This window comes from Ruegeria atlantica (assembly GCF_013032005.1).
GTDB classification, from domain to species: Bacteria; Pseudomonadota; Alphaproteobacteria; order Rhodobacterales; family Rhodobacteraceae; genus Ruegeria; species Ruegeria atlantica_A.
Genome location: NZ_WQBE01000006.1, coordinates 178,500 through 205,177, shown reverse-complemented (window position 1 = coordinate 205,177; position 26,678 = coordinate 178,500). Strand labels below are relative to the sequence as shown.

The 26,678-nt window shown below is 59.8% G+C and carries 27 protein-coding genes; 18 read left to right on the top strand and 9 right to left on the bottom strand.

The genetic code is table 11. The features are described 5' to 3' along the window. The first annotated feature begins 3 nt into the window (after positions 1-3). Entirely contained in the window at positions 4-3,405 is a 3,402-nt protein-coding gene (locus tag GOX21_RS13410; protein WP_170377816.1) for an efflux RND transporter permease subunit, read from the top strand. Here GOX21_RS13410 and GOX21_RS13405 read toward each other — a convergent pair. Continuing rightward, positions 3,375-3,821, bottom strand: coding sequence for an NUDIX hydrolase (locus tag GOX21_RS13405; RefSeq protein WP_170377814.1), 447 nt, complete (start codon positions 3,819-3,821; stop codon positions 3,375-3,377). The two genes, GOX21_RS13410 and GOX21_RS13405, sit on opposite strands and share 31 nt — an antisense overlap. A 3-nt stretch (positions 3,822-3,824) precedes the next feature. Next, a complete protein-coding gene (locus tag GOX21_RS13400) occupies positions 3,825-4,637 on the bottom strand; it encodes a protein-disulfide reductase DsbD domain-containing protein (RefSeq protein ID WP_170377812.1) in 813 nt (270 codons plus the stop codon). Between the two features lie 146 nt (positions 4,638-4,783). Here GOX21_RS13400 and GOX21_RS13395 point away from each other — a divergent pair, with 146 nt between their 5' ends. Continuing rightward, entirely contained in the window at positions 4,784-5,338 is a 555-nt protein-coding gene (locus GOX21_RS13395) for a YqgE/AlgH family protein (protein WP_170350691.1), read from the top strand. On the opposite strand, the gene GOX21_RS13390 is transcribed toward GOX21_RS13395, so the two are convergent. Next, positions 5,339-6,289 (bottom strand): L-threonylcarbamoyladenylate synthase, encoded by a 951-nt coding sequence (locus GOX21_RS13390; RefSeq protein WP_170377810.1) that lies wholly within the window; start codon positions 6,287-6,289, stop codon positions 5,339-5,341. A 137-nt stretch (positions 6,290-6,426) separates the two neighbouring features. Here GOX21_RS13390 and GOX21_RS13385 point away from each other — a divergent pair, with 137 nt between their 5' ends. The 7 genes from GOX21_RS13385 to GOX21_RS13355 all read left to right on the top strand — a co-directional run bounded on the left by GOX21_RS13385 (position 6,427) and on the right by GOX21_RS13355 (position 12,935). Further along, positions 6,427-8,130 (top strand): acyl-CoA dehydrogenase, encoded by a 1,704-nt coding sequence (locus GOX21_RS13385; protein ID WP_170377808.1) that lies wholly within the window; start codon positions 6,427-6,429, stop codon positions 8,128-8,130. Then, positions 8,130-9,176, top strand: coding sequence for an MBL fold metallo-hydrolase (locus GOX21_RS13380; RefSeq protein ID WP_170377806.1), 1,047 nt, complete (start codon positions 8,130-8,132; stop codon positions 9,174-9,176). The genes GOX21_RS13385 and GOX21_RS13380 overlap by 1 nt, the downstream gene beginning before the upstream one ends. Before the next feature lie 4 nt (positions 9,177-9,180). Continuing rightward, complete coding sequence (locus GOX21_RS13375) at positions 9,181-9,633, top strand: DUF6173 family protein (protein WP_170350687.1); 453 nt, start codon at positions 9,181-9,183, stop codon at positions 9,631-9,633. Positions 9,634-9,695: 62 nt separating this feature from the next. Further along, positions 9,696-11,534: a glycerophosphodiester phosphodiesterase gene (locus GOX21_RS21745; protein WP_170377804.1), complete on the top strand. Its 1,839-nt coding sequence runs from the start codon at positions 9,696-9,698 to the stop codon at positions 11,532-11,534. Further along, entirely contained in the window at positions 11,521-12,081 is a 561-nt protein-coding gene (locus GOX21_RS13365; RefSeq protein WP_170377802.1) for a hypothetical protein, read from the top strand. The genes GOX21_RS21745 and GOX21_RS13365 overlap by 14 nt, the downstream gene beginning before the upstream one ends. A 68-nt stretch (positions 12,082-12,149) precedes the next feature. Further along, positions 12,150-12,284: an aa3-type cytochrome c oxidase subunit IV gene (locus tag GOX21_RS13360; protein WP_058281864.1), complete on the top strand. Its 135-nt coding sequence runs from the start codon at positions 12,150-12,152 to the stop codon at positions 12,282-12,284. An 18-nt stretch (positions 12,285-12,302) separates the two neighbouring features. Beyond that, positions 12,303-12,935 carry a hypothetical protein gene (locus GOX21_RS13355; protein ID WP_170350684.1) on the top strand — a complete coding sequence of 211 codons (633 nt, stop codon included), beginning with the start codon at positions 12,303-12,305 and terminating at the stop codon, positions 12,933-12,935. Here GOX21_RS13355 and GOX21_RS13350 read toward each other — a convergent pair. Together GOX21_RS13350 and GOX21_RS13345 are read right to left on the bottom strand one after the other, a co-directional pair. Further along, positions 12,924-13,256: an AzlD domain-containing protein gene (locus tag GOX21_RS13350; RefSeq protein WP_170377897.1), complete on the bottom strand. Its 333-nt coding sequence runs from the start codon at positions 13,254-13,256 to the stop codon at positions 12,924-12,926. The genes GOX21_RS13355 and GOX21_RS13350 overlap by 12 nt on opposite strands. Continuing rightward, on the bottom strand, positions 13,253-13,969 hold the full coding sequence (locus GOX21_RS13345) for an AzlC family ABC transporter permease (RefSeq protein ID WP_170361335.1): 717 nt from the start codon (positions 13,967-13,969) through the stop codon (positions 13,253-13,255). The genes GOX21_RS13350 and GOX21_RS13345 overlap by 4 nt, the downstream gene beginning before the upstream one ends. A gap of 49 nt (positions 13,970-14,018) precedes the next feature. Here GOX21_RS13345 and GOX21_RS13340 point away from each other — a divergent pair, with 49 nt between their 5' ends. From GOX21_RS13340 to GOX21_RS13320, 5 genes are read left to right on the top strand one after another with little or no spacing between them, the layout of a single operon-like run. Further along, on the top strand, positions 14,019-14,906 hold the full coding sequence (locus GOX21_RS13340; protein ID WP_170350768.1) for a formate dehydrogenase accessory sulfurtransferase FdhD: 888 nt from the start codon (positions 14,019-14,021) through the stop codon (positions 14,904-14,906). After that, positions 14,903-15,439 (top strand): hypothetical protein, encoded by a 537-nt coding sequence (locus GOX21_RS13335; RefSeq protein ID WP_170377800.1) that lies wholly within the window; start codon positions 14,903-14,905, stop codon positions 15,437-15,439. The genes GOX21_RS13340 and GOX21_RS13335 overlap by 4 nt, the downstream gene beginning before the upstream one ends. Further along, positions 15,436-16,080, top strand: a complete 645-nt coding sequence (gene mobA / locus GOX21_RS13330) for a molybdenum cofactor guanylyltransferase MobA (RefSeq protein WP_170377798.1) — start codon at positions 15,436-15,438, stop codon at positions 16,078-16,080. Before GOX21_RS13335 ends, mobA begins: the two co-directional genes overlap by 4 nt. After that, on the top strand, positions 16,077-16,568 hold the full coding sequence (mobB, locus tag GOX21_RS13325) for a molybdopterin-guanine dinucleotide biosynthesis protein B (RefSeq protein ID WP_170350679.1): 492 nt from the start codon (positions 16,077-16,079) through the stop codon (positions 16,566-16,568). The genes mobA and mobB overlap by 4 nt, the downstream gene beginning before the upstream one ends. After that, entirely contained in the window at positions 16,565-18,640 is a 2,076-nt protein-coding gene (locus tag GOX21_RS13320; RefSeq protein ID WP_368040024.1) for a molybdopterin-binding protein, read from the top strand. The genes mobB and GOX21_RS13320 overlap by 4 nt, the downstream gene beginning before the upstream one ends. Here the strand turns inward: GOX21_RS13320 and GOX21_RS13315 are convergent. From GOX21_RS13315 to GOX21_RS13305, 3 genes are all read right to left on the bottom strand, one after another. Then, the gene (locus tag GOX21_RS13315; RefSeq protein WP_170350677.1) at positions 18,637-19,629 is read right to left on the bottom strand and encodes a hypothetical protein; all 993 of its coding nucleotides are present in this window, start codon (positions 19,627-19,629) and stop codon (positions 18,637-18,639) included. The two genes, GOX21_RS13320 and GOX21_RS13315, sit on opposite strands and share 4 nt — an antisense overlap. 14 nt (positions 19,630-19,643) lie before the next feature. Further along, positions 19,644-20,114 carry a transcription elongation factor GreA gene (greA, locus tag GOX21_RS13310; RefSeq protein WP_058282071.1) on the bottom strand — a complete coding sequence of 157 codons (471 nt, stop codon included), beginning with the start codon at positions 20,112-20,114 and terminating at the stop codon, positions 19,644-19,646. 241 nt (positions 20,115-20,355) lie between these two features. After that, positions 20,356-20,736: a VOC family protein gene (locus GOX21_RS13305; RefSeq protein WP_170377796.1), complete on the bottom strand. Its 381-nt coding sequence runs from the start codon at positions 20,734-20,736 to the stop codon at positions 20,356-20,358. Between the two features lie 84 nt (positions 20,737-20,820). Here GOX21_RS13305 and soxR point away from each other — a divergent pair, with 84 nt between their 5' ends. The 4 genes from soxR (at position 20,821) to GOX21_RS13285 (ending at position 25,677) form a co-directional block, all read left to right on the top strand. Next, entirely contained in the window at positions 20,821-21,276 is a 456-nt protein-coding gene (gene soxR / locus GOX21_RS13300; protein WP_170350673.1) for a redox-sensitive transcriptional activator SoxR, read from the top strand. Positions 21,277-21,411: 135 nt separating this feature from the next. Then, the gene (locus GOX21_RS13295) at positions 21,412-23,058 is read left to right on the top strand and encodes an electron transfer flavoprotein-ubiquinone oxidoreductase (protein WP_170361346.1); all 1,647 of its coding nucleotides are present in this window, start codon (positions 21,412-21,414) and stop codon (positions 23,056-23,058) included. Positions 23,059-23,189: 131 nt separating this feature from the next. Further along, positions 23,190-24,866 (top strand): tetratricopeptide repeat protein, encoded by a 1,677-nt coding sequence (locus GOX21_RS13290; protein ID WP_170361618.1) that lies wholly within the window; start codon positions 23,190-23,192, stop codon positions 24,864-24,866. Further along, entirely contained in the window at positions 24,856-25,677 is an 822-nt protein-coding gene (locus tag GOX21_RS13285; protein WP_170377794.1) for a 4-(cytidine 5'-diphospho)-2-C-methyl-D-erythritol kinase, read from the top strand. The genes GOX21_RS13290 and GOX21_RS13285 overlap by 11 nt, the downstream gene beginning before the upstream one ends. Here GOX21_RS13285 and GOX21_RS13280 read toward each other — a convergent pair. After that, on the bottom strand, positions 25,670-26,668 hold the full coding sequence (locus GOX21_RS13280) for a polyprenyl synthetase family protein (RefSeq protein ID WP_170377792.1): 999 nt from the start codon (positions 26,666-26,668) through the stop codon (positions 25,670-25,672). The two genes, GOX21_RS13285 and GOX21_RS13280, sit on opposite strands and share 8 nt — an antisense overlap. Between the last annotated feature and the right edge of the window lie 10 nt (positions 26,669-26,678).

The following is a 26,678-nucleotide window of genomic DNA, read 5'->3' as shown; positions in this document are numbered from 1 at the left end:
GCCATGATGCGCGACATCCCCGGCGCGGCGGGCGGTATCCTCAGCTACTTCACCCGCCACCGGACGGTGGCCAACCTGCTGTTGCTGGTGATGCTGGTGCTGGGCGCGGCGGCGATCCCGTCGATGCGGGCGCAATTCTTCCCGGACGTCATCCTTGAACGTGTCGATGTCAAAGTCGAATGGGAAGGTGCGGGCCCCGAGGATGTGGACAATGGCATCGTCCAGCTGCTGGAACCCGCTCTGCTGGCGGTCGAAGGGGTTGCCAGCGCGATTTCGACCTCGCGCGAGGGACGCGCCAATATCCGGCTGGAGTTTGAGCCGAACTGGGACATGTCGCGCGCCGTAGATGAGGTCAGAACTGCCGTCGACAGTGTGACCAACCTGCCTGATGACGCCGAAGAACCCTCGATCCGGCGTGGTGCATGGCGGGATCGTGTGACGGATGTGGTCGTGACCGGCCCCGTTGACCCGGATCAACTGGCCAAGTTCACCGACGAGATGATCAACCGCCTGTTTGCCGCTGGCGTGACCCGCACCACGATTCGCGGCCTTGCCGCGCCGCGCGTGGTGGTCGAAGTGCCAACGGCGCAATTGATCGCCAATGACATCACCCTGTCCGAGATTGCGCAGGCTATAGCCGCTGAAGCGATGGCCAGCCCCGCAGGTGATGTCACGGGCGCCAATGCGCGCATCCGTACCGGCACCGAAAAGCGCACCCCCGAAGAGATTGAGGGCATTGCGCTGCGCAATTTTGCCGATGGCTCAAAACTTTTTATCGGGGATGTTGCGGATATTCGGGTGGAAGGCGTCAATCGCAATCGCAGTTACTTTGTTGGCGAAAACCCCGCCATGTCGGTGCGCATCGACCGTTCGAACCTGGGGGATGCGATCCAGATTCAGCGCTCGGTCGAGGATGTGGTGGCCGAACTGCAGGCCAGCCTGCCCGAAGGAGTGACGATCGAGCTGATCCGCACACGTGCCCAGGCGATCACCGACCGCCTGGATATTCTGGTGGACAACGGTCTGATGGGGTTGGGCCTTGTGGTGTGCCTGCTGTTTTTGTTCCTGAATGCGCGTATCGCCTTTTGGGTTGCGGCGGGTATCCCGGTGGCAATGTCAGCGGCGATTGCGTTTATGTATATCGGCGGGCTGTCGATCAACATGATTTCGCTGTTCGGGCTGATCATCACGCTGGGCATCGTGGTGGATGACGCCATTGTTGTTGGTGAACACGCCGATTTCCGTGCGCGCCGGCTGGGCGAGGCTCCGATTGTGGCCGCCGAACGTGCTGCGCGGCGCATGGCGATGCCGGTATTCGCCGCCACCCTGACCACCGTGATCGCCTTTTTTGGTCTGACTGCCATCGGCGGCCGGTTTGGGGAACTGATCTATGACATCCCGTTCACTGTGATTGCGGTGCTGATCGCCTCGTTGATCGAATGTTTCCTGATTCTGCCAAACCACATGGCCCACGCTATCGCGCATTCGGCGAAAGAGCATTGGTATGACTTGCCCAACCGCGTTGTCAATCGCGGGTTTCGCTGGGTGCGCGATCACCTGTTCCGCCCGCTGATCGCCTGGGTGGTTTGGGCCCGCTATGTGGTTGTGGCCGTGATGGTGGTGATTCTGGCCAGCCAGATTGCGCTATTTATCAAAGGTGACGTGAACTGGCGCTTTTTCAACGCGCCCGAACGCGGCTCGGTCACTGGCAACTTTATCATGGCCGAAGGTGCGACCCGCGAAGATACGCTGGCGATGATGCGCGAGATCCAGCGCGCTGCCGAAGAACTGGGACAGATTTACGAAGAACGCTATGGCCGCAATCCTATCGATTATGTGTTGGCCGAGGTGGGCGGAAATGCCGGATGGTTCAACCCGCCCGCCGCAGAAGGCAAGGATCAGGACTTGCTGGGCGGGATTTCAATCGAGCTGATCGACGCCGACCTGCGCCCCTATTCCAGCTTTGAGTTCGTGGGCGAGTTACAGGATTTTGTACCGCGTCATCCCAAGGTCGAGATGCTGACCTTCCGCGGCTGGCGATCCGGGCCCGGCGGTGATTCAATCGAGGTGCAGTTCTATGGCGCCGACGTGAACACGCTCAAAGCAGCTTCCGAAGATCTGCGGGCCGAATTGGCGAAATACCCCGAGGTTTCGGCGCTGCAGGACGACCTGGCCTATGACAAGGAAGACTTCATTCTGGATCTGACACCCATAGGGCAGGCGCTTGGTTTTCGTATGGAAACACTGAGCCGCGTGTTGCGGGATCGTCTGAACGGGATCGAGGCCGCGACTTTCCCCGACGGTCCGCGCAGCGCCGAAATCCGTGTCGAATTGCCCGAAGGTGAACTGACCGCCGATTTTCTGGAACGCACCCTTATGCGCACGCCGGATGGCGTTTATGTGCCGCTGGCCGATATCGTCTCGGTCGAGCGCAAGTCGGGCTTTTCGACGGTGCGGCGCAATAACGGCCTGCGGGTGATTACGGTGGGGGGTGACATCTCCGAGGATGATCCGGCCCGTGCGGCAGAAATTGCCCGGGCGCTGAATGACGAGATCCTGCCCAATATCGCCGCCGAACGGCAGGTCGAATGGCGGTTGACGGGCCTGAGCGAGCAAGAAGATGAATTCCTGACCGAGGCGCGCACTGGCCTTATCCTGTGTCTGACCGGGATCTACCTTGTGCTGGCCTGGGTTTTTGCCAGCTGGACGCGACCTTTGGTGGTGATGGCGATCATTCCGTTTGGATTGGTGGGCGCGATCTGGGGGCACTATATATGGGATGTGCCGCTGAGCATGTTTACCGTGATCGGCCTGCTGGGGATGACTGGGATCATCATCAACGACTCGATCGTTCTGGTCACGACCATCGACGCCTATCAGCAAGAGCGGGGGTTGGTGCCGTCGATTGTCGAAGGCACGGCGGATCGACTCAGACCCGTGATGCTGACGACGCTGACGACGGTTTTGGGGCTGACACCGTTGCTGTATGAAGGTTCGCAACAGGCGCAGTTCCTCAAACCTTCGGTGATCACGCTGGTGTACGGGCTGGGTTTCGGAATGTTTCTGGTGTTGTTACTGGTGCCGGCGCTGCTGGCTATTCTAAACGACCTGTCACGCCCGATGACTGCGTTGCGCCGGGCGATGCGGGCACCGGATCGAGTGGTGCAGGGCACGGTGATGGCCACCGGGCTTGTGTTGCTGTTGTGGTTTGGCATGACGATGATTTGGCCCGCGATTACTGGCGCGCCAGTTGGTTTGTTGTCAGGGCTCTACCCGGGGGATGAGGGCATCGCGGCGCTGCATATGGGGCTGGGAGCGTTCCTTGCCGGTGCGCTACCAATTCTGATGCTAAGCGTCGTGTTGTCCGGCTTGCTTTACGTGCGGCTCAAGGGACGGGCGGCCTGACGCGCCTGCAGCGCGGTTTCCAGCATATCGACGACTCGATCACTCATGGACAGGTCACCTTGTCTGATCTGATCTATCGAAAACCAGCGGGCGTCCAGCGCATCGTCCCCGGCTGTCGGAGAACCTGAGAGGTAGTCACAGGCCACCCCGACCAGCAGGTAATGCGATTGCACAGCGCCCTGTTCGTCGCGGCGCAGAAGGTCCAGATTGTCAAGATAACACTGCGGTTCCGCGATGACCGAGGTTTCCTCGCGCAACTCCCTTTGCGCGGCTTGCATCACCGTTTCGCCCCATTCCACATGCCCACCGGGAAACCCCCAGAGTCCCGCATCTGGCTGTTTGCTGCGCTGCACCAGCAGCACGCGGGTTTCATGCACCACAACGGCCAGCGCGCCGATCTTAGGAGTATTCCCCATCTCTCAGCCCGCGCTGCATCCCTGAATGTCGACGGCATGATTGGCGCCCAGCACCGTGATCCGTATGTCGGACCGGTCCAGCGCGAATGGTCCGCCCGAGGCGCTGATCACCTCGGATGTAGCCACCAGGGTCCCGCTCTGCCGTGTCGTTTCGGGTTCCGAGGCCCAAAGCGTGGGGTTTCCCGGTTCGATCACCGCAACCTCGCGCCCTCCGGCCGAGGGCATGGTTACGCGGACTTCGATCCGCATACCGTCTGATGTGGGGGTCAGATGGCAGCTGGCGGCAGTCACCTGAGCCTCTTTCGCGGAATAGGGGCGTTGGGCCAGTGCTGCGGCAATGGCTGGGTTGCGCCCGGCTTCAGCGTCCAGCGTATGGTCGAAATCCAACGTCTCGGGGATGCAGACATCCTTGCAGACGCCCAAATCCATTTCCCCACGCAACCGCACGGGTTTGGCGGGGTCGCTTGGAGTAATTTCAACAGGCAGCACCAGTTGATCGGCATAGCCCAGCGATTGCAGGCCATTTTGTACAAATACGTGGGGCGCAGGCCAGGTGATCGCCACATCACCCACATTTTGCGAGCGGTTCCAATCAAACTGCGGCGGGATACCAGCGTCACCGGGTGCGCGCCAATAGGTTTTCCAGCCGTCCTTCAGCGTCAGCCGCAGCGCCCCCAGATAGGTGCCATTGGCCGTACGCCCACCATCAAGCACATCCAGTTGCACAACATCGCCCTCAACCTGCGCATGGGCGGGGGCGGTCAGGGCGAAACAAGCGGTCAGAGCGGCCGCGGTTGATTTAAGATAACGCGTCATACCCCATAGATGCGTGGTCTTGCCGGTGATTCCAAGTCACGTTCGGGTCACTGTGATGAAATCTAGCGAAATGTGACCTGATCCCTTGCCAACCCCCACGTGCCGGGGCCATTGTTGAAGGAAGACGAAGCAAGAGTTTTAAATCCATGGATCTGACCGGAAAACTGTTGATCGCGATGCCTGGAATGGGTGATCCACGTTTCGATCACTCGGTGGTGTATATCTGCAGCCATGGCGAGGACGGGGCCATGGGCCTGATTGTCAACAAACCGTCGGATTTGCGGATCAAAACCCTGCTCAGCCAGTTGAACATCGCCTGCAGCATCCCTGTCGTGGGCGAACGTCTGGTTCATTTTGGCGGCCCGGTTGAGATGTCGCGCGGATTTGTCCTGCACAGCGCGGATTACGATGCCAACCTGCATTCCATGCAAATCTCGGATGATTTCAGCATGACCGCGACATTGGATGTGCTCGAGGATCTGGCCTCGGGGCGGGGGCCTTTGAACTCGATGCTGGCGCTGGGATATTCCGGTTGGGGTCCCGACCAACTTGAAGATGAGATCGCCATGAACGGCTGGCTGACCACCGAGGCGACCTCGAAACTGGTGTTCGATGTGCCCGATGATGAAAAGTGGGAGGCTGCGCTGGCGACGCTGGGTGTTGACCCGCTGACCCTGTCGGCCAGCGCCGGGCGCGCCTGATCAGCTGTCACGCGGCGCAGCGGCGCGGCGCAGGCGGTCATTGATAGCCGCGCCCAACCCATGATCGGGGATCGTTGACACCGCAATCGGGCGGCCTGTGGTGTTCAACCTGTGCAGGGCCGAGAACAGGTTTGCGGCGGCTTCGGTCAAATCACCGCTATCTGACAGGTTCAGATCACACGGAACAGCGCCAAACCCCAGCAAAACCTCGTCACCCTGCGGGCCGGCCGCATTCAGGCGTACGGGTGCGTCGGGGGCGTAGTGCGATTGCAACTGGCCCGGCGCTGTCAGTACATCCGAGGCCTGATGCAGGTGCAGTTGTGTATTCAAAACGGTTTCGATCTGTTCCAGCGCCACACCGCCGGGGCGCAGCAATGCGGGCTCTCCGGCCAGTCCAACGATGGTGGATTCCAGACCAACACCGCAGGGGCCGTCATCCAGTATGGCCGCGATACGCCCATTCAGACCCGCGCGCACGTGATCGGCAGTCGTAGGGCTGATCTGACCGGAGGGGTTGGCCGATGGCGCTGCCACCGGCCCGTCAAAGGCTGACAGCAACGCCCGGGCCGTACCATGTGCTGGGACCCGAACCGCCAGCGTCTCTAGCCCGGCTGTGACCAGCGGTGAAATCCCGTGCCCCTGACGCAGAGGAAGAACCATTGTCAGGGGACCGGGCCAGAATGCGGCAGCCAGTGTCTCGGCCCGCTCGGACCATTCGACATATCGCTGCGCTGCCTCGGCAGAGGCCACATGCGCAATCAAAGGGTTAAAGCTGGGTCGTCCCTTGGCGGCATAAATGCTGGCCACGGCTTCGGTATTGCGGGCGTCACCGCCCAGTCCATAGACAGTTTCAGTGGCAAAGGCGACCAGCAGGCCCTGCCGCAGCAGGTCAGCTGCCTGTGCGATTCCGCCCGGATCGGCGGCTAAATCCAAAGTGCCGTTAGGGTTCATTTCATGTGACGCCGCGTTTTGATTGCTTGCAGAACAAGGCCAGTTACGTTTCCGACCAATCAAGGATGCATAAAGGTGGGCATTGCAATTTCCAACCCCACCCGCCAAAAACCGACCAAACAAATCCGGGGGAAGACATGCCATACCGCGCGCCCATTTCCGACTATGAATTGTTGTTCCGCCACGTCGTCGGATTCGATCAAATCGCGGCGACCGAGAAGTTTTCGGAGGCCAGCGAAGATGTGGTTGGTGCGATCCTGTCTGAGGCCGGCAAGATGTGCGAAGAGGTAATGGCCCCGCTGCAACGCCCCGGTGATCTGGAGCCATCGCGGTTGGAAAATGGCGTGTTGCGTACATCGCCCGGTTACGTAGATGGGTGGAAAGCGATTGCCGAAGGCGGTTGGATCGGGATGAGCGGCGATCCAGAATTCGGTGGTATGGGCCTGCCGATGGCCCTGACCACCGCTGTGAATGAGATGATGTCGGCCGCGTGCTTGTCGCTGCAACTGGCACCGTTGATGACGCAAGGCCAGATCGAAGCGCTGGAACATCACGCCAGTGACGAGCTGAAATCGCTGTACCTGCCAAAGATGATGACGGGCGAATGGTCGGGCACCATGAACCTGACCGAAGCGCAGGCCGGATCGGATGTGGGGGCTTTGTCTTCCAAGGCAGTGCCCAACGGTGACGGGACCTATTCGGTTTCGGGTCAGAAGATCTTTATCTCTTGGGGTGACAACGACTTTACTGAGAATGTCTGCCATCTGGTGCTGGCGCGCCTGCCGGATGGTGTGCCTGGAACCAAGGGGATTTCTCTGTTTTTGGTGCCCAAGTACCTGCCCGATGAAAACGGCAATCCCGGTGTGGCCAACGATCTGAAAGTGGTGTCGCTGGAACATAAGATGGGCCTGCATGGATCACCAACCTGTGTCATGCAATATGACGGGGCCAAGGGCTGGCTTGTGGGTAAGGAACATGGCGGCATGGCTGCGATGTTCACCATGATGAACAACGCACGTCTGGGTGTTGGTGGTCAGGGTGTGGGGGCCGCTGAAGGGGCCTACCAGCACGCGCTGGCCTATGCGCTGGACCGCAAGCAGGGCAAGACGCCCTCGGGCACCATCATCGACCATGCGGACGTGCGCCGGATGCTGATGAGCATGCGCGCCGATACCTTTGCCGCGCGCGCCATCATGCTGGCCAATGCGGCTGCTATCGATATGGCCACGGCCACCGGTGACGCCGAATGGTCCGCACGCGCCGCGCTGCTGACCCCGATCTGCAAGGCCTTCGGAACTGAAACAGGCATGCGCGTCTCGGAAACCGGTGTGCAGGTTCATGGCGGTATGGGGTTCATCGAGGAAACGGGCGCAGCCCAATATTACCGCGACGTCCGCGTCACCGCGATTTATGAGGGCACCAACGGCATTCAGGCCATGGACCTTGTGGCGCGCAAGATGATGGATGGGGGCGAAGCAGCCTCGCGCTTGTTGGACGAGATCGAGGATCACGCCGAACAGGCCCGCGCCAGCCTGCCGGGTCTGGCGGGTCCCGTATGGGAGGCGACCGAAAGCCTGCGCGAAGCCACCGAGTGGATTGTGGCGCAATCGGACATGAACGCTCGGTTTGCCGGTGCTGTGCCTTATCTGCACGCCTTCGCCCGCGTTTTGGGCGCGCATTACCACCTGAAGGCGGCGCTGGCTGACCCCGAAGGTCCGCGCCTGAAACTGGCGCGGTACTACATCAACGCATTGCTGCCGGAATATGCCGGTCTGCTGACGCAGGCGCAGAACGGGGCCGAGGACATCTATGCGTTCACCCCTGAGGAGTTGGCGGTGTAATGGACGGGGATTCACCTTTGGCAATCCGCTATCCTTGGCCTGAGCCTCCGGCGCAGGGCGAGGCGATCGAGGTTGCTGAAGGGGTGCTGTGGATGCGCCTGCCGCTGCCCATGGCGCTGGATCACGTCAACATCTATGCGCTGGACGATGGCGATGGATGGACAGTGATCGACACGGGCATGTCTTCGAACAAGACCCGTCGCATCTGGGAAACCCTAATGGGGGGTCCGCTGGGCGGCAAGCCGATCAACCGTGTGGTCGTGACCCATCACCATCCCGACCACGTGGGCAATGCAGGCTGGTTTCAATCGGAACACGGCGTGGAACTAGTGGCCTCGCGTACCGCATGGCTTTTCTCGCGCATGCTGCAGTTGGATGTGCAGGAAAGCTGGCCGCAGGAAACGCTGGATTATTACCGCAGCGCAGGCATGGACGCGGGTGTTCTGGCCAAACGGATGACCGAGCGTCCGTTCAACTATTGCGACACGGTCTATCCAATGCCTCTGGGCTTTACCCGGATCAAGCAGGGCAGCGTCATCCGCATGGGTGGCCGTGACTGGGACGTGCATATGGGCAACGGGCACGCCCCTGAACACGCCACGTTCTGGAGCCGCGATGACAATCTGGTGATCACCGGGGATCAGATACTCAGCTCGATCAGCCCCAATCTGGGCGTCTATGTCACCGAACCTTTGGCTGATCCCGTGGCCGAGTGGCTGGAGGCATGTGAGCGTCTGCAAGGCTTGGCGCGGCCTGATCATCTGGCGCTGGGTGGGCACAAGCTGCCTTTTACCGGCTTGCCGCTGCGCATGAAGCAATTGATCGACAATCACCACGGCGCGCTGGACCGGTTGCAGGACTATCTGGACCAACCCAAAACCGCGGCCGATTGTTTCATGCCTCTATTCAAGCGCCAGATCAAAGAAGGCGAGTACGGGCTGGCTTTGGTCGAAGCGGTTGCACATCTGAACCATCTTTACCACATTGGAACTGTCACCCGGACGCGCCGCGCGGACGGGGCGTGGGAGTTTCAGCGCAAAGGGTAAAGCCATGCAGGACCAGATCGAAACATCGGCCGAGGCAGCAGAAGCGGCGGCTTTGCCCCGTTGCTATGAGGTCCACGCCAACCCGGACGCGAAATCCGGTGCCAAGGATCTGCCCGGACAGCTGCAAAAACCGGTCGAGACCAAAAGCCCGGCGCAATGGGCGTATGAGCGGCTGATCCTGTATATCCAGAATTTCGAACAAACGCTGACCGGTGATCAAGAGGTCGCCATGGGCTTTACCGGTGGCGATGCGGGCGTGATGCGGATCGAGGGCATGGGTTATTTTGATCCCGATATCATCACTTTTTACGGCTCGGACGCGACCGGTGCGCGAACCCAGCTGGTGCAGCATGTCAGCCAACTGAATGTGATGCTGCGGGCTCTGCCCAAGTCGGTCGAGGACAAGCCCGCCAATCGCATTGGATTCCGGTTGGCCAAGGATCTGGAAGAAAGCTGATCGCCTGACTTGCAATTCACGTCTGCGCAGCCTTGAATGAGTGCAACTTTCAAGGGGGCCACGTGACCAGTTTCTCAGACGTTACAACTGCCTACAGGCGCGCCTGGGCGCGCCGTCGCGTGTTCGTGCCGATCTACATCGCCGTGCGCCTGCTGCTGGTGGCATTGATTGCACCGGGCGTGGCGATCACCGTAAACCTTGCCGTATCGCTGTCGAATCAAACCGCGCTGACGGATCAGGCCATCGCCGCCTTTATCCTGTCACCCGCCGGTTTCATCGCTGCTGTTGCTGTGCTGAGCCTGTTTCTTCTGGCCGAAGTGTTTGTTTTCTCGGTCATGGCCGCATCGTTGCGGATGGGCGAAGCCGATCCATGGCGCGCGGGCAGTTCCGCCATCGGCCTGATCCTGTCGCGCCTTCCGGCACTATTTGGATTTGCCGTGCGGTTCGTGCTGCGCGTTCTGCTGCTGGTGCTGCCTTTTGCTGTGGTTGCAGCACTGATCGCGTGGTGGACGCTGACCGAATATGACATCAACTATTACCTGACCTTCCATCCGCCCTCGTTCTGGGTCGCGGTAGTGCTGATCGGGGCCGTGGTTCTGGTCATGGCTTGGGTGCTGATACGCAGGCTCTCGGCTTGGGCGCTGTCGCTGCATCTGGTCCTGTTTGAAAATGTCCACCCTGGGCATGCATTTAACATCAGCGCCAATCGGATGGAGGGCAAACGCGGGCGCCTCAAGATCGAACTGGCGATATGGCTGATCCTGCGCCTGATCATCGCCGCGCTGATTGCCTGGGTCGCGGGTATCCTGTTCGCCATCGTTCCCCTGCAGGGCGCCAGCCATCTGCGTCTGGCCTTGCTTTACAGCCTGTTGGTGGCAGGAGTTTGGTCATTGGCCGGATTGGTACTGGCGGCGACTGCGTTGGGCGCGTTGGCAGTGTTGCTGGATGGTTTTTTTGAGATCAAGACAGACGAACCATTGCATCCCGAACCCGGCAGTCTGCGTATTCCGCTGTTGGCAACCGTCGGCGCAGCCGTGGTGGCTGTGTTGATCGGGTTGTGGTTTGGTCAGCATTTGCTGGAACGTGTGCAAGCTCCCGACCGTGCCGAGGTCATCGGTCATCGCGGCGCGGCGGCGGTGCGCCCGGAAAACACCATGGCCGCAGTGCTCAAGGCCATCGAAGACGGTGCGGACTGGGTTGAAATCGATGTGCAGGAAACGGCGGATGACGTGGTGATCGTCGCCCATGATAGCGATTTCATGAAACTTGCGGGCGTGAACCTTAAGGTCTGGGATGCGACGATGGAGGATGTTGCCCAGATCGACATCGGCAGCTGGTTTGGTCCCGAATACGCCGATGAACGCACCCCGACTCTGCGTGAGGTGCTTGAGGCCGCAAAAGGTAAAGCCAAGGTCATTATCGAGCTGAAATATTACGGCCATGATGTCGATCTGGAAAACCGCGTGGTGGCCCTTGTCGAAGAGTTGGGGATGCAGGACGACATTGCCACCATGTCGCTGAAATACCCCGCCGTGCAAAAGATGAAGTCCATCCGCCCCGATTGGCGAGCTGGCGTTCTGGCGGCAACGGCGGTGGGTGACCTGACAGGGCTTGAGGGCGATTTCCTTGCCGTCAACGCCGCGATGGCGACGCCAGGTCTGGTGCGCTCGGTCCATGAGGCGGGCAAGGATATTTATGTCTGGACAGTGAATGATCCGTTGCAGATGTCGGCAATGGCCTCGATGGGGGTGGATGGGCTGATCACCGACCGTCCTGCAATGGCCAACGAGGTGCTGAGGGTGCGAGCCGAAATGGGCCCGGCCGAGCGGTTGCTTTTATGGATGGCGACCACTTTTGGCATGTCCATCGACACAGAGGCGATGCGTGATGAAAGCCCCTAAACTGGCGGCCTTGCTGGCATTGTTGGCCGCCCCGGCAACGGCACAGGAATTCATGCGCAACATTGAGTTGCCAGCCCACCGCGCGCTGTTCGCGCAACGTGGGGATGCCGAGCCCATTCCCTTTGAAACAGATGGCTGTTCCGGCGGTTTGTCGGCCAGTTGGCGCTTTGTGGCTGAAACCTTCCCCAATTTCAGCGCGCTATACGAGGCGCACCCGCCGTGGGAATACTGCTGCGTGAGCCATGACCGCGCCTATCACAACGCAGGCGGCGCATTGCAAGCCGAGGAAAGCTTTGACGCACGCCTGTCGGCGGATGACACGCTGCGCATCTGCGTCAAACAACACGGCGATGACCATGCCGAGGATTATGCCCAACGCTATGAAATGACCCCCGACCAGATTCGTACGGCACACTTCTTTACGGCCGAGGCGATGTATACCGCCGTGCGTTTGGGCGGCGGGCCCTGTTCCGGCCTGCCCTGGCGGTGGGGGTTTGGTTATCCGGGATGTTCCGTGTTTCAATCCGTGACCCCTGTGCGCGAATGACGTGGTGACAGGCCTCGATTTTTCGATTATCCAACATCTCAAACACGCGAATTAGGAATCTCTGAGTCATGGCTGAATACAAGCACGGCGAAATGGACATCACCGTCCAAACCAAAACCTTCAACGGTTTCATCAAGGCCACCACATGGTGCGTGGTTGCGATTGCCTTCCTTTGCTTGTTCCTGGCGGTCTTCGCCGCGTAATCCAAACCGGGGTCGACCGTGATCAGGATTTTGTTTGCCTGCCTTCTGGCGGCAACTGTTGCAGGCTGCACCGGGTCGCAGCGCCCTCAGGCAGATCAGTCAGAAGTCGTGGCACGGTCTTACCGTGATCCGGGTCCTTCGACGCTGACGCTTTATACAATGATCAGCACCCGAACCGGTTCGGGGGCGCATACCTCGTTGATGATCAGTGGTAGTGAGCGGGTGATTTTTGACCCCGCAGGTTCATTCCGCGCGGATGTTGTGCCGATCAAGAACGACGTGCTGTACGGCATCACGCCGAATGTCGAGCGCGCCTATCGCAGCAGCCACGCGCGCGAAACGCATTTTGCGCGTATCCAAACCATCGAGGTCACCCCACAACAGGCGGAAATCGCCCTGCAGCTGGCCAAGCAGATGGGGCCGGTATCCAGTGCATACTGCGCCAACTCTACCTCTCGATTGTTGCAGCAGGTGCCAGGGTTCGAACAGATCGGAACCACGTTTTATCCGGTCAAACTGTCCGAGCAATTCGGCCAGATACCGGGGGTGTCCACCACCGAGTATCGCGAAAATGACGATGCCGATCTGCAAAAGGGTCTGGCGGCGAACAATGCCCTGCTGAACCAGCAGAGTGGTGCGCTAGCCCAATAGGTACAGCAGCGCGTAAAGGGTCGCGGCCCCGGAAAAGATCGCGGCAAGCACGTTTTTCGTAATCAACCCGGCCATCAGCGCGACAGCGGCTGCCGCCATGCGCGGGATGTCCGGCTGGCCGCCAGTTGCGGTCGGCCATACCACCAGCGGCGCGATCAGGGCAGGCAGGATCGCCACGGCGGTATAGCGTAAATGGCGCAGCAGCCAGTGGGGCATCGGGCGATCGCCGACCAGTCCGAGGAACACGAACCGCAGGACGTAGCTGCCCAAAGCCAGTCCGACGATGATGATCCACATAGTGACCGGATCGACCGCGTTCATGACGTGACCTTTCTGCGTTCCAGCCACAATTCCGCCTGCGCCCCGGCCATCATACCGGTGCATCCGGCCACCAGCAGACCCAGATTATAGGGCACAGCAACCGTCAGCAGCGAAACCGTTATGGCAACTAAAGCCGCTACAACATGCGGCAGTGTGCGCATCATCGGTCCGATCATGGCCAGAAACGTGATCGGCAGCGCAAAATCCAGCGCCCAGCTTTCGGGTATTCGCGTGCCCAACACTGCCCCCAGATAAGTGGACAGTATCCACAAAGGTGTGATCGGTGAGACCGAGCCAAAGAAATAGGCCATGCGTTGAGGTACGGTCATGTTGGGCTCTTTTTCGAACCGGACCATGCAGCTGGCGTAGGACTGGTCCACAACCAGATATGCGCCAATGGCGCGTTGCCATAGTGGCGCGGCCCCCAGATACGGCGTCAGCGAGGCTGAATACATCGCCATCCGCAGGTTCACAGCCAGCGCCGAAGCCAGGATAATCAGGGTTGGCGCATTGTCTTGCAGCAGTTGCAAGGCCGCAAATTGCGCGGCCCCGGCGAAAACCGTTGCCGTGAACGCCATCGTCTGAATGATGGTCAGCCCGGTTTCGGTGGCGAATACCCCGAACAAGGTGCCGAAAGGGATGGCGACGAAAATGAACGGGGTCCCGTCGCGAAAACCCTTCCAATAGTATGACTTGGATGTGGTGTCTGCCATGGCTAAATCCTATGGTGATAGCCGCAGCAGTAGCGGTCTTGGGAAAGGGTTGCAATTGGCCAAGGAACTGGATGTCTCGGACTACATCATCGCCCCCGATCCCGGCGCGGCCCGCCTGACCCGTGCGGTCGAGGGCGTGGACCAGAATGGAGAGGTCAGCCAGATCTCGGTTGTCGAAGAGCGCCCTTTGACGATTTTCCTGAATTCCCAGGAAATCGTGACCGCGATGACCATAGGCGACTATCCGGAATATCTGGCGCTGGGGTTCCTGCGCAATCAGGGCATGTTGCTGGATGATGATCAGATCACGCGGGTCGATTATGACGACGATCTGGAAACCGTGATCGTCCGCACCGCGCGCGAGACGTCCTATGAAGACAAGTTGAAGAAAAAGACCCGCACCAGCGGTTGCGCAGTCGGCACCGTGTTCGGCGACATGATGGAGGGGCTCGAGGATGTGCGCCTGCCGCAAGTTCAAGTGCGGACATCATGGCTGTATGAGCTGGCGGCCAAGATCAACCGAACCCCGTCGCTGTATCTTGAGGCCGGGGCGATCCACGGAACGGTTCTGTGCCTTGAAAACCGCCCTCTGGTCTACATGGAGGATGTCGGCCGCCACAACGCTGTCGACAAGATCGCGGGCTGGATGCTGTCCGAGGGTGAGGCGGCGGACGACAAGATCCTCTACACCACTGGCCGTCTGACATCCGAAATGGTGATCAAGACGGCGATGATGGGCATACCGGTGCTGGCGTCCCGATCCGGTTTCACCGCCTGGGGTGTCGAGATCGCCCGCGAGGTCGGCCTGACCCTGATCGGCCGCATGCGAGGTCAGCGGTTTGTGTGTCTGTCGGGCGAGGACCGGTTGCTGCGTGATGTGGATCCGGCAAGCGTGGCGGTTGAGGATAAGAAGCATCGTAGGAAGAGTGCGGGATGATATCAGAGACACTTTGGATTTTCGTCACTTTTGTTTTAGCAGTCAGTATTCTGCCACTCTATGTTTTGGTGCTGGTAACCTACTTCCGCAGCAAACGAGCCGTCGTTGAAGGCATTTGTGCGCATAGTAAAAATGTGCTGGGTAAGTTGGGCTGGAGCGCCCGGAAATATGTTGGGGTGCTGGATTTGGTGGTTTTCTGGGGACCTGGATGGCAGCAAAACAGCCTTGACTACCGACTTCAGAACACATCGCTTCAGCGTATTGCGATGCATGGGCTTCCGCAGTCGCTTGAATTGATGCCATCGGTACAAAAAGCTGCGCGGCGCTATCGCTTGTTGTTTTGGTGTGGCGTGCTTCCTACCTTGATTCTCGGTTATTTTCTGGGCGCGGTAAATCTTGGTGTTCGGTTGGGTGAAACCACGTCAACATCTTCGCGCATTTGGATACTGCTTCTTTTGGCTGGCATCTGCCTTGCGTCGGCGCAGCCGTTCACGAAATTCAAGAAGTGGCCAGAGATCGAGGGCACCGCATGATCCGCCCTCTCGGCATCATCCTCGCAGGTGGTCTCGCCACCCGAATGGGTGGCGGCGACAAGGGCTTATTGCAGATCGGCGGGCAAAGCCTGCTGTCCCATGTGATCGATCGGCTGGCCCCGCAGGTGGATGGCCTTGCGCTGAATGCCAATGGTGATCCGGAACGGTTCGCTGATCTGAACCTGCCCATTCTACCCGACACGATCGAAGGGTTCGCGGGGCCATTGGCGGGCGTTCTGGCCGGTCTCGACTGGGCAGCCACGCAGGGGGCTGACAGCATCGTGACCGCGGCTGCCGACACGCCGTTCTTCCCGCGCGATCTGGTGGTGCGACTGACCGACGCTGCCCAAGGCCAAACCTATCCGCTGGTATTGGCCACCACGCCACGCACCGGGGATGAGGCGTTGAAATCCGGTGGTGGAAAACGGGTCAATCGGCACCCGACCTTTGGTCTCTGGCCCGTGGCATTACGCGACGATCTGCGGGATGCGCTGAATGACGGCCTGCGCAAGGTCGTGCTGTGGACCGACAAACATGACGGGCGCGAGGCGCTGTTCCCGGCCGATCCCTTTGATCCGTTCTTCAACGTCAACACACCCGACGATCTGGCGCGGGCGGAACAACTGCTGGAGCAGGCATGAAGGTTTACGGCGTCACCGGCTGGAAAAACGCGGGCAAGACTGGGTTGATGGAGCGGCTGGTGACTGAGATCACCGGGCGCGGCTTTACCGTCTCGACCCTGAAACACGCCCATCACAATGTCGATGTCGATCAGCCGGGCACTGACAGCTATCGTCACCGCGTTGCGGGCGCGTCCGAGGTTCTGCTGGCCTCGGGTCAACGCGTCGCGATCATGCAAGAGCTGCGCGGCGTGCCCGAGCCTCCATTGAATGAGTTACTAGAGCGACTGTCGCCAGTCGATCTGGTGTTGATCGAGGGGTTTAAAAGCGAGGCCCACCCCAAGGTCGAAGCCTATCGGGCCGAGGCCGCGAACCCGTTGATGGCGCCTGAGAACGCGACGATCCGCGCCGTCGCAAGTGACACGCCGCTCGATGTGGCTGTGCCGGTCTTTGACCTGAATGACACCGCAGCCATCGCCGATTTCATTCTGCAAGAGGTTGGTTTGTGACCGGTTTCGATAGTTTTGCCATGGTCGATTGGTCCGGTGGCAATGACACCGGCCTTTCCGAACGCAAGGATGCCATCTGGGCCTGTGTGGTGCGACAGGGTAGGGCGGAAGAACCGACATACCTTAGAAACCGCATGATTGCCGAGCAATGGCTGCACAACCTGATTGCGGATGAGATTGCCTCAGGACGGCGGCTGTGTCTGGGGTTCGATTTCCCCTTTGGCTATCCCAAAGGGTTCGCCCGTGCGCTGACCGGATCGGATGATCCGTTGCGGTTGTGGGACTGGTTCGAGGCTCGGATCGAGGATTCACCAAAAGCCAACAACCGGTTTGATCTGGCCGGAGAGATTAACCGCCGTTTTGGCGGCAAGGGTCCGTTCTGGTTCAATGGCCTGCGACATGGCATCGACGGTCTGCCCAAAAACAAGGCGGACTATCACAACCCATTTCCCGAACGCCGTTGCGTCGAACTGAACCCCGAAACCAAGGGCAGCTTTACGTGTTGGCAAATGGGCGGGGCCGGTGCTGTGGGTGGTCAGGTCATGACTGGCCTGCCGGTTCTGGCCCGTCTGCGCCGCGCATTTACCGGACAAATCTCGGTCTGGCCGTTCGAGCCACTGGACACCCCGGTCGCCTTTGTGGAAATCTGGCCCTCGCTTACCCTGGGGGCCGGGCCGAAAGACCGGATCAAGGACGCCTGGCAGGTGGAACAGGTCGCGCTGTCACTGGCCGGGATGCGACCCGAGGAATTGGCGAACCATCTGAACGTCAACGCAGCAGAGGAAGGCTGGATTTTGGGAGTGTCACAACGCAAGCCGGATATTGCCCCACCGCCCCTGCGCAACGATTGCTTTGCTTTGCCTGCCGGGGTGAGTTGGACGCCGGTGGATGACGCGCTGGCCCTGCTGCGCCAGCGGCTGACGGTAGTTGTGCCTGTTGAAACAATTGCGCTCCCGCAGGCTATGGGGCGTATTCTGGCAGAGGATATCATCGCTAAACGCTCGAACCCGCCGCAACCGAATACGGCCGTTGACGGCTACGGATTTGCGGGTGCGATGCCCGAGGGTGCGCAGGTGATGCCATTGCATCCGGGCCGCGCGGCTGCAGGTATCCCGTTTGATGGCACGGTGCCGCATGGCCATGCGCTGCGGGTGTTGACCGGCGCGGCGTTGCCTGAGGGTGTGGATACGGTCATTCTAGAAGAGGACGTGACCGTACAAGATGGCCACATCGCTTTTCACGGCCCCCTGAAACAGGGTGCAAACACCCGCCGTGCAGGTGAGGACGTGACCGCGGGCGATCTGGTTCTGTCTGCCGGGCGAAGGTTGACGCCCGCCGATCTGGCGTTGTTGTCGGCTGCCGGAATTGCAAAAGTTCCAGTGCGCAATACGCTGCGTGTGGCGGTGCTGTCGACCGGTGATGAACTGATCGAACCCGGAGACAAGGCCGGGCCAGGCCAGATATTCGATGCCAACCGCCCGATGCTGTTGTCACTGATCGACCGCATGGGGTTTCAGCCGGTGGATATGGGGCGGGTTTCTGATGACCGGGAAGATTTGCGCGATCGCCTGAATGCGGCGGCGGAACAGGCGGATGTAATCCTGACCAGCGGTGGCGCGTCAGCCGGGGATGAGGATCACGTCTCGGCCCTGTTGCGAGAGGCGGGGGCGATGCAGGAATGGAGGATTGCGCTCAAACCGGGGCGGCCGCTGGCTCTGGGATTGTGGGAAGGCACACCGGTCTTTGGCCTGCCGGGTAATCCGGTTGCGGCTAAGGTCTGCACCCTGATCTTTGCGCGCCCGGCTTTGGGTCTGATGGCGGGTGAGGGCTGGCAGGACCCACAGGGGTTCGATCTGCCCGCCGCCTTTGAAAAACGCAAGAAACCGGGCCGCCGCGAATATCTGCGCGCCCGAGTGCGCGATGGCCGGGTCGAGGTGTTTGCCTCTGAAGGATCGGGCCGGATCAGCGGGCTCAGCTGGGCCGAAGGGCTGGTCGAAATCGAAGACGGCGCGCGCCATATCAAACCGGGCGATCTAGTCCGGTTTATCCCCTACGGCAGCTTCGGCCTTTAGTCGAAGGTTCCAGCCACACGCCCCAGTAACATGAAGGCTCGCGCCGTTCGGGTCTCACCCAATGCGGTCAGGTCGGCATCGCTGGCCTCAGGTTCAAAAGCCACGATCATGTGGTCAAAGCGGCGCAGAAAATGATGTGCGGCGTCGCGAAAGATCGGGTCCTGCTTCATCCGCGCCGCCGTCAGCGCAAGCGACGACCGATCCCGAATGCCGCCCAAAGCCGCCACCGAGCGACCACGGGCACCCTGCGCGAATTGCCGCCAGATCTCGGGGCGGGACATGTCGGGGCGCAGGTCATCCATATAGATGCCTTCCTGGCTGAGCAGCGTCAAAACGTCCTGCGAAGCCTGCACCAGTTGGGCGGTCTTGCGGTCCTTCAACGCCAGACGCAAGGCGTCGAACCCTTCGGCGTCATCCTGCGTTTCGGGGAAATTCAGCGCTCGGATGAAAATATCGGTGCTGAGTGGCGGCGCGATGTCCTCGGCCTGCGTACCCAACTCCAACGAGGTTTGGTCGCCGGTTCCGTTTGACGCTGCCGCCCGCGCAGGTTCGCTACGTTTGGTCGAAAACGTGGCCAGTGTACTTTCGGTCTTTTTCGCGGATTCAGCGATTTCGTCCAACTTCTTGCTGACGGCCGGTTCGTGGGAAATGGCGGCCCGCTGTTGCTGGAGGACATAAGTCTGCCGGATCGCATCAATCGCAGTCTGTAGACGCTCGCTTTCTTCGCGCATGACGCGGCTGGCGCGCATCGCCGTGGCCGCGACCCAGATCATTGCTACCGGCATGAACACCGCCAGCAAGGTCACCACGAACCCACCTCCCTCGACGTCGTCGGGCAGCACCAGAAACACCACCGAAACCACCAGCCAGATCACGCTAAGCACGATGGCCGCAATCTCGATCTCGGTCACGGACGGCCGCGAGGGCTTGTCGTAAATACCCAACGACGTTGGCCGCTCGGCTTCCTGCTCTGGCGTGGGCTCGGACATGAAGGACGCTCCGGTCAGGCGTACTCGATACTCAGGACTTCGTAAGACCGCACACCACCGGGGGTGCGGACTTCGACACTGTCACCTTCGTCCTTGCCGATCAGGGCGCGGGCGATGGGGGATTTGATGTTGAGCAGACCGTTTTCGATATTGGCCTCATACTCACCCACGATCTGCCAGGTCTTTTCCTCGTCAGTGTCCTCATCGACCAGCGTGACCTTGGCGCCGAATTTGATCGCACCCGACAGCTTGGCGGGGTCGATCACATCGGCCAGCGATAGGATGCCTTCCAGCTCTTTGATACGGCCTTCGATAAAGCCCTGTTTTTCGCGGGCCGAATGATATTCGGCGTTTTCCTTCAGGTCACCCAATTCACGGGCCGTAGCAATGGCCTCGATGATAGCTGGGCGCTCAACGGATTTCAGGTTTTTCAGCTCTGCCGCAAGCGCGGCATTGCCCGTAGGCGTCATCGGAATTTTTTCCATGGTCTTGTCGTCCACGCATAAATTGATGCGCCCCGCCGCATGGAACCAGCGTCGGGGCGAATTGATGGGTTGGCAAATACCTGACCTAAATGAGGCGTGAATTGCAAGAGGTCTTGGCCCCGCAGCGGGCGGATTACGGCCTATGTTGTTCGGGAAAAGTTTGAATCGCCAATACCCTGCCGCATTTCGTGCTCTCGGGGTATTGGCGATAACGAGTTTGTAAGATGTTTCCCGGAACGCCCTAGTTGTAACTAATCACTTCGAATTCGATGCCATTGTCGTCGTCAAAGTAGAACCGTTTTCCGGGCTCATAATCCGCATGTGACTTGGGCGTGAAGCCGGCTTTGATCACTTGCTGCTCGGTGGCGTCGATATCTTCGACCAAAACACCCACATGATTCAGCCCTCCAATGATGTCGTAACTGCTTTCGCCGGATTGCTGCGGATCGCTGGGCGCATAAAGCGCCAGATAGGTATGCGCGCTGCCTACATGCACGGTATAGCCGCCCGCAATGGCCGGGCCTTCCCAGCGGGTTTTCCAACCAAACACCTTGTGCATCCACGCGGCCGAAGCCTGCGGGTCGCGAACGGTGAAGTTGGTGTGTTCAAGCGTCGCCATCATGGGGTCTCCTTTGCGAATTGAGGCTTGTCACGACTCACTGTAATTTCTAAACCTAACTTTAGGTCAAGGAATTAAATGAGGATAATGGCAGTTTCCGAAGGGCTGGCAATTGGCGCATTGGCCCGGCGCACGGGGTTGGCTGTGTCGGCCATCCGGTACTACGAGGCGCAGGGGCTGATCGCGCCCTGGCGCAATGCGGGTGGGCAGCGGCGATATCAGCGCGCTGATATTCGGCGGTTGAGTTTCATCATGATCGCCCAGCAGTTTGGCCTGACGTTGCCCGAGATCAAGGATGTTTTGTCCGACTTGCCTGGCAACCGCACACCAACGCCAAAGGATTGGCAGAAAATCAGTGTCGGGCTGCGTGACCGTCTGGATCAGCGAATCGCTACCTTGACGCGGTTGCGCGACAATCTGGATGGGTGCATCGGCTGTGGCTGCCTCAGCCTTCCGAAATGCGCCCTTTACAACCCGGACGACCGCGCCAAATGCCATGGTAGCGGTCCCAGGTACCTTATGGGGGACTCTCCCGATACATAACTGCCGCATTGCAGCAATGTTACGCCGTGTTTTGATTGACCAAGGTCTTAGCAACCATGTAATCAGCCGTGAAACAATATTGCGCCGACAGCATGTAGAAAGCGCCAATTCGGAAAGTTAGCTAAGGAGCCCGCGATGGCCGAGATTGAACGCGAAGCGATGGAATACGATGTGGTTATCGTGGGTGCAGGCCCGGCGGGCCTTTCGGCAGCCATCCGTCTGAAACAGCTGGACGCGGACCTGAACGTGGTTGTTCTGGAAAAAGGCTCGGAAGTGGGCGCGCATATCCTGTCGGGCGCGGTTTTGGACCCCTGTGGTCTGGATGCGCTGATCCCCGACTGGAAGGAAAAAGGCGCGCCGTTGAACACGCCGGTGACCGAAGACAATTTCTACATGCTGGGCGAGGCGGGTAAGATCCGTATTCCCAACTTCCCGATGCCGCCGCTGATGAACAACCACGGCAACTACATCGTCTCGATGGGGAATGTTTGCCGCTGGATGGCGGAACAGGCCGAAGAGCTGGGCGTGGAAATATTCCCCGGCATGGCGTGTTCAGAGCTGGTTTACGGCGACAACGGCGAGGTTAAAGGCGTCGTGGCCGGGGTGTTTGGCCTGGAACCCGACGGCTCATACGGCCCCAACACCGAACCTGGTATGGAGCTGCACGGCAAATATGTCTTCCTGTCCGAAGGCGTGCGCGGCTCGCTGTCCAAAGAGGTCATCGCCAAATACGACCTGCAGGCTGGCAAAGAGGTGCAAAAATACGGCGTCGGCATGAAAGAGATCTGGGAGATCGACCCCGCCAAGCACAAGGAAGGCACCGTCACGCATACGATGGGCTGGCCTCTGGGCAGCAACGCGGGCGGCGGATCCTTTATCTATCACCTTGAAAACAATCAGGTCTATGTCGGGTTTGTGGTCCACCTGAACTATAAAAACCCGCACCTGTACCCGTATATGGAGTTTCAGCGCTTCAAGCATCATCCGATGGTGGCCGAGCTGCTGAAGGGCGGCAAGCGCGTGGCCTACGGTGCCCGTGCGATCACCGAAGGCGGCTATCAGTCGATGCCGAAACTGGTAGCGCCGGGCGTGGCGCTGTTGGGCTGTTCGGCGGGCATGGTCAACGTGCCGCGCATCAAGGGCAATCACAACGCGATGCTGTCGGGCAAAGCCGCGGCTGAAGCCGCCTTTGACGCCATCAAGGCAGAACGCTCGGGCGATGAGCTGACCGATTACGAGACCGATGTGCGCAATGGCCCGATCGGCAGCGATCTGAAAAAGGTGCGAAACGTCAAGCCGATCTGGTCGAAATGGGGTCTGACCGCCAGCCTGATGCTGGGCGGTCTGGATATGTGGACCAACACGCTGGGCTTTTCGCTGTTGGGCACAGTGGGCCATGGCAAGAACGACGCGGATTCGACCGAAGAGGCCAGCAAACACAAGCCTATCGATTATCCCAAACCCGATGGCACGCTGTCGTTTGACCGCCTAACCAACGTCTCGTTTGCGATGACCAATCACGAGGAAAGCCAGCCCTGCCACCTGAAACTGGCGGACCCGGACATCCCGGTCAAAGTCAACCTGCCCAAATACGACGAACCGGCGCAGCGCTATTGCCCGGCGGGTGTGTATGAGATGGTCGAGGATGAAGGCAGTCCGCGCTTCGTGATCAACTTCCAGAACTGCGTCCACTGCAAGACCTGCGACATCAAGGACCCCAGCAAGAACATCACTTGGACCACGCCGCAGGGTGGCGACGGGCCAAACTATCCAAATATGTAAGCAAAAAACCGGGCACTGGCAGGGTCGTGAAGGCTCTGCCATTGCCTCTTGCCAGCCAAAGCCCTAGCTTATTGCGCAGACAAGAATAGCAAGGCAGGATTTTGGTGATTTCTCTGGTTCGTCGCGCCGCAATGGCTGCGCTCTTCACCTCGTCGATTGTGCTTCCAGCTGTAGCGGATTCGGGGTCCGGTGCGTATTTGGCTGGCCGTCAGGCCATCTATCAGAACGACTATTCAGCCGCTGAAAAATACTATGCGCAGGCCCTGAAAGCCGATCCTGAAAATGCAGCATTGTTGGAAAGCGTGGTTGTCGCACGGCTGGCGCTGGGCGATGTGGCACGCGCGCTGCCTGTTGCGCAGATGATTGAGGATGCCGGTCTGCCCAGTCAGGCAGCAAGGATGGTGATCACCGCCAATCTGGTGGCCGACGGCAAACTGGATGAATTGCTGGCCCGTGATCCCGAAACGCAAGGCGTGGGGCCTTTGGTCGACGGTTTGGTACAGGGATGGGCATACATTGGCCAAGGGGCCATGACCCGCGCGATGGAGCAGTTTGACGAGGTCGCAACGCAGGATGGCTTGCGCGACTTTGCACTGTACCACAAGGCGCTGGCGCTGGCCTCGGTTGGCGATTTTGAAGGGGCCGAAGAAGTATTCACGGCCCATAACGGTGCGGTTGCCCGCTTTTCGCGACGGGCCGCTTTGGCCCGGGCCGAGGTTTTGTCGCAACTGGACCGCAATGAAGAGGCACAGCAATTTCTGGGTGAGGTATTTGCGGCCGGCAGCGACCCGTCGATCGAAGGTTATGTGGCGCGCCTGTCCGATGGTGACACCCTGCCGTTCACCCATGTTCAATCCGCGCAAGATGGCATGGCCGAGGTTTTCTTTTCCGTCGGCGCAGCGCTGAGCAATGAGGCGGCGCAGAACTATGTCCTGCTTTATGTGCGCACGGCTGCGTTCCTGCGTCCCGGACATGTGGATGCGATCTTGCTGAGTGCCGAATTGCTGGACGTGCTGGAGCAATATGATCTGGCCGTGGAAGCCTATCGTCAGGTACCCGCCAGCAGCAGTGATTATCACGCGGCTGAACTTGGCCGGGCCGAGGTGCTTAGCCGGTCGGACAAAAAGGATGCTGCTGCCGAGGTGTTGCAGACCCTGGCCAGCCAGAACCCAAACCTGCCCAGCGTTCATGTAGCTCTGGCCGATCTGCAACGCCAGCAAGAAGAATACACCAGCGCTGTCGCGTCTTATGATCGTGCCATCGAACTGACCGAGGGTGGGAACTGGTTTTTGCACTATGCCCGTGGCATCTCGCACGAACGGCTCAAGCAATGGGATCAGGCCGAGGCCGATTTCCGCCGCGCGCTAGAGTTGAACCCAGATCAGCCGCAGGTGCTGAACTATTTGGGATATTCCCTGGTCGAACGGCGCGAAAAACTGGACGAGGCGCTGAACATGATCGAACGCGCCGTCGCGGCGCGCCCCGACAGCGGTTATATCGTCGACAGTCTGGGCTGGGTTCTGTTCCGTCTGGGCCGCTATGATGAGGCGGTCGAACATATGGAGCGCGCGGTCGAGCTGATGGCGGTTGATCCAGTGGTGAATGATCATCTGGGTGATGTCTATTGGGCTGTGGGCCGCGCGCGCGAGGCTGAGTTCCAGTGGAAACGCGCCCTGTCCTTCATTGATCCCGAAGACACGGATGCCGAGGCTGATCCCGACCGTATCCGTCGCAAGCTAGAGATTGGCCTCGACGAGGTTCTGGCCGAAGAAGGGGCGGAACCGTTGAAGGTCGCCAATGGCAACTAAGGCCTTCGCGCCCGCCAAGATCAACCTGACTCTGCATGTGACCGGCCAGCGGGTTGATGGATATCACCTGTTGGATTCGCTGGTCGTATTTGCTGATGTGGGCGACAGGTTGCAGTTTACACCAGACCCTGAATTGTCGATCTCAGTCACCGGAGAACACGCGGCAGGCGTGCCTGCGGACAGTCGCAATCTGGTCTGGAAAGCGGCCCAAGCCGCCGGGTGGACGGGCCATATCGATCTGAACAAGGTGCTGCCGCATGGTGGCGGGATTGGCGGCGGTTCGTCTGACGCCGCCGCGACCCTTTGGGCGTTGTCTGGTCAGGGAGTCGACATACCAGAGGACCTGCCTGTTTCTCTGGGTGCTGATGTATCTGTTTGCATGGCCGCCCAAGCGACACGAATGCAGGGAATTGGCGATAGGCTAACGTCCGTGTCCCTTCCGAATTTGCCCGCAGTTCTGGTCAACCCGGGTATTCCGGTGCCCACATCTTCGGTGTTCCAGGCGTTGGCCCGGCGGGACAACCTGCCCATGCCGACTGATATCCCGGAATTCGAGAATGCCGGGGCCTGCGCCGAATGGTTGCATGACCAGCGGAATGATCTGGAAATCCCCGCAATGGGCATCGCCCGCGAAATTGAGTTTGTGCTGGATTCACTGCGATTGACTACGCGGGCGCTGTTGGCCCGCATGTCGGGGTCAGGTTCGACCTGTTTCGCGCTCTATCCCACAATGAAGGACGCGCATTTCGCAGCGTACGAGATCGGCGCGGCCCATCCCGATTGGTGGTGCCGTGCGGTGCAGCTTAATTGAGGCGCGAAACCACGTAATCGGCCAGATCACGCAGCAGCGTGCGAATCTCATGATCGGGCAGGGGCGCCAGCGCATCCTTGGCCTTGGCGGCCCAGTCGAACGCATCTGACCGGGTGGCGTCAAGCGTGCCGTATTTTCCCATCAGGCTCAGCGCGTGGTCCAGGTCACCCTCTTCCTGACGACCCCGGCCAATCGTGCGCTCCCAAAAGGCATGTTCATCAGGGGTGGATTGCGCCACGGCCTTGATCACCGGCAGGGTCAACTTGCGTTCGCGGAAATCGTCGCCGACATTTTTACCGGTGGCCTTGCTATCACCTTGATAATCCAGCAGATCATCAGCGATTTGGAAGGCAATGCCCAAAGCATCGCCATAGTCATACAGCGCCTTGACCTGTTCCTCGGACGCTCCGGCGATTACACCGCCAACCTCGGTCGCGGCCGAGAACAGGGCGGCAGTCTTGCCGCGTACAACCTGCAGGTAAATCGCCTCATCCGTGCCCAGATCGGTGGCCGCGGTCATCTGTAGCACTTCACCTTCGGCAATGGTGGCCGAGGCATTGGCCAGAATATCCAGGACACGCAGTGACCCGGTCTCAACCATCAACTGGAAACTGCGGGAGAACAGGTAATCGCCCACCAGAACGCTGGATTTGTTGTCCCACAGCAGGTTCGCCGTTGGGCGGCCACGCCGCTGGGCGCTTTCGTCCACCACATCGTCATGCAGTAGGGTCGCCGTGTGGATGAACTCAACCGTCGCGGCCAGCCGCACATGGTGGTCGCCCGCGTAACCGAACAGACGTGCGGCCGCCAGGGTCAGCATCGGACGCAGACGTTTGCCACCGGCTTCAACCAGATGTGCTGTCACTTCGGGGATGCGCGGCGCGTGATCAGAGGCCATGCGCGTGCGGATCAGCTCATTCACCGCAGCCATTTCGCTGGTCAGAAGGTCGGCCAGCCGCTCATGCGGTTTTGTGATCGCGTCGATTTCCATCACACTCCTG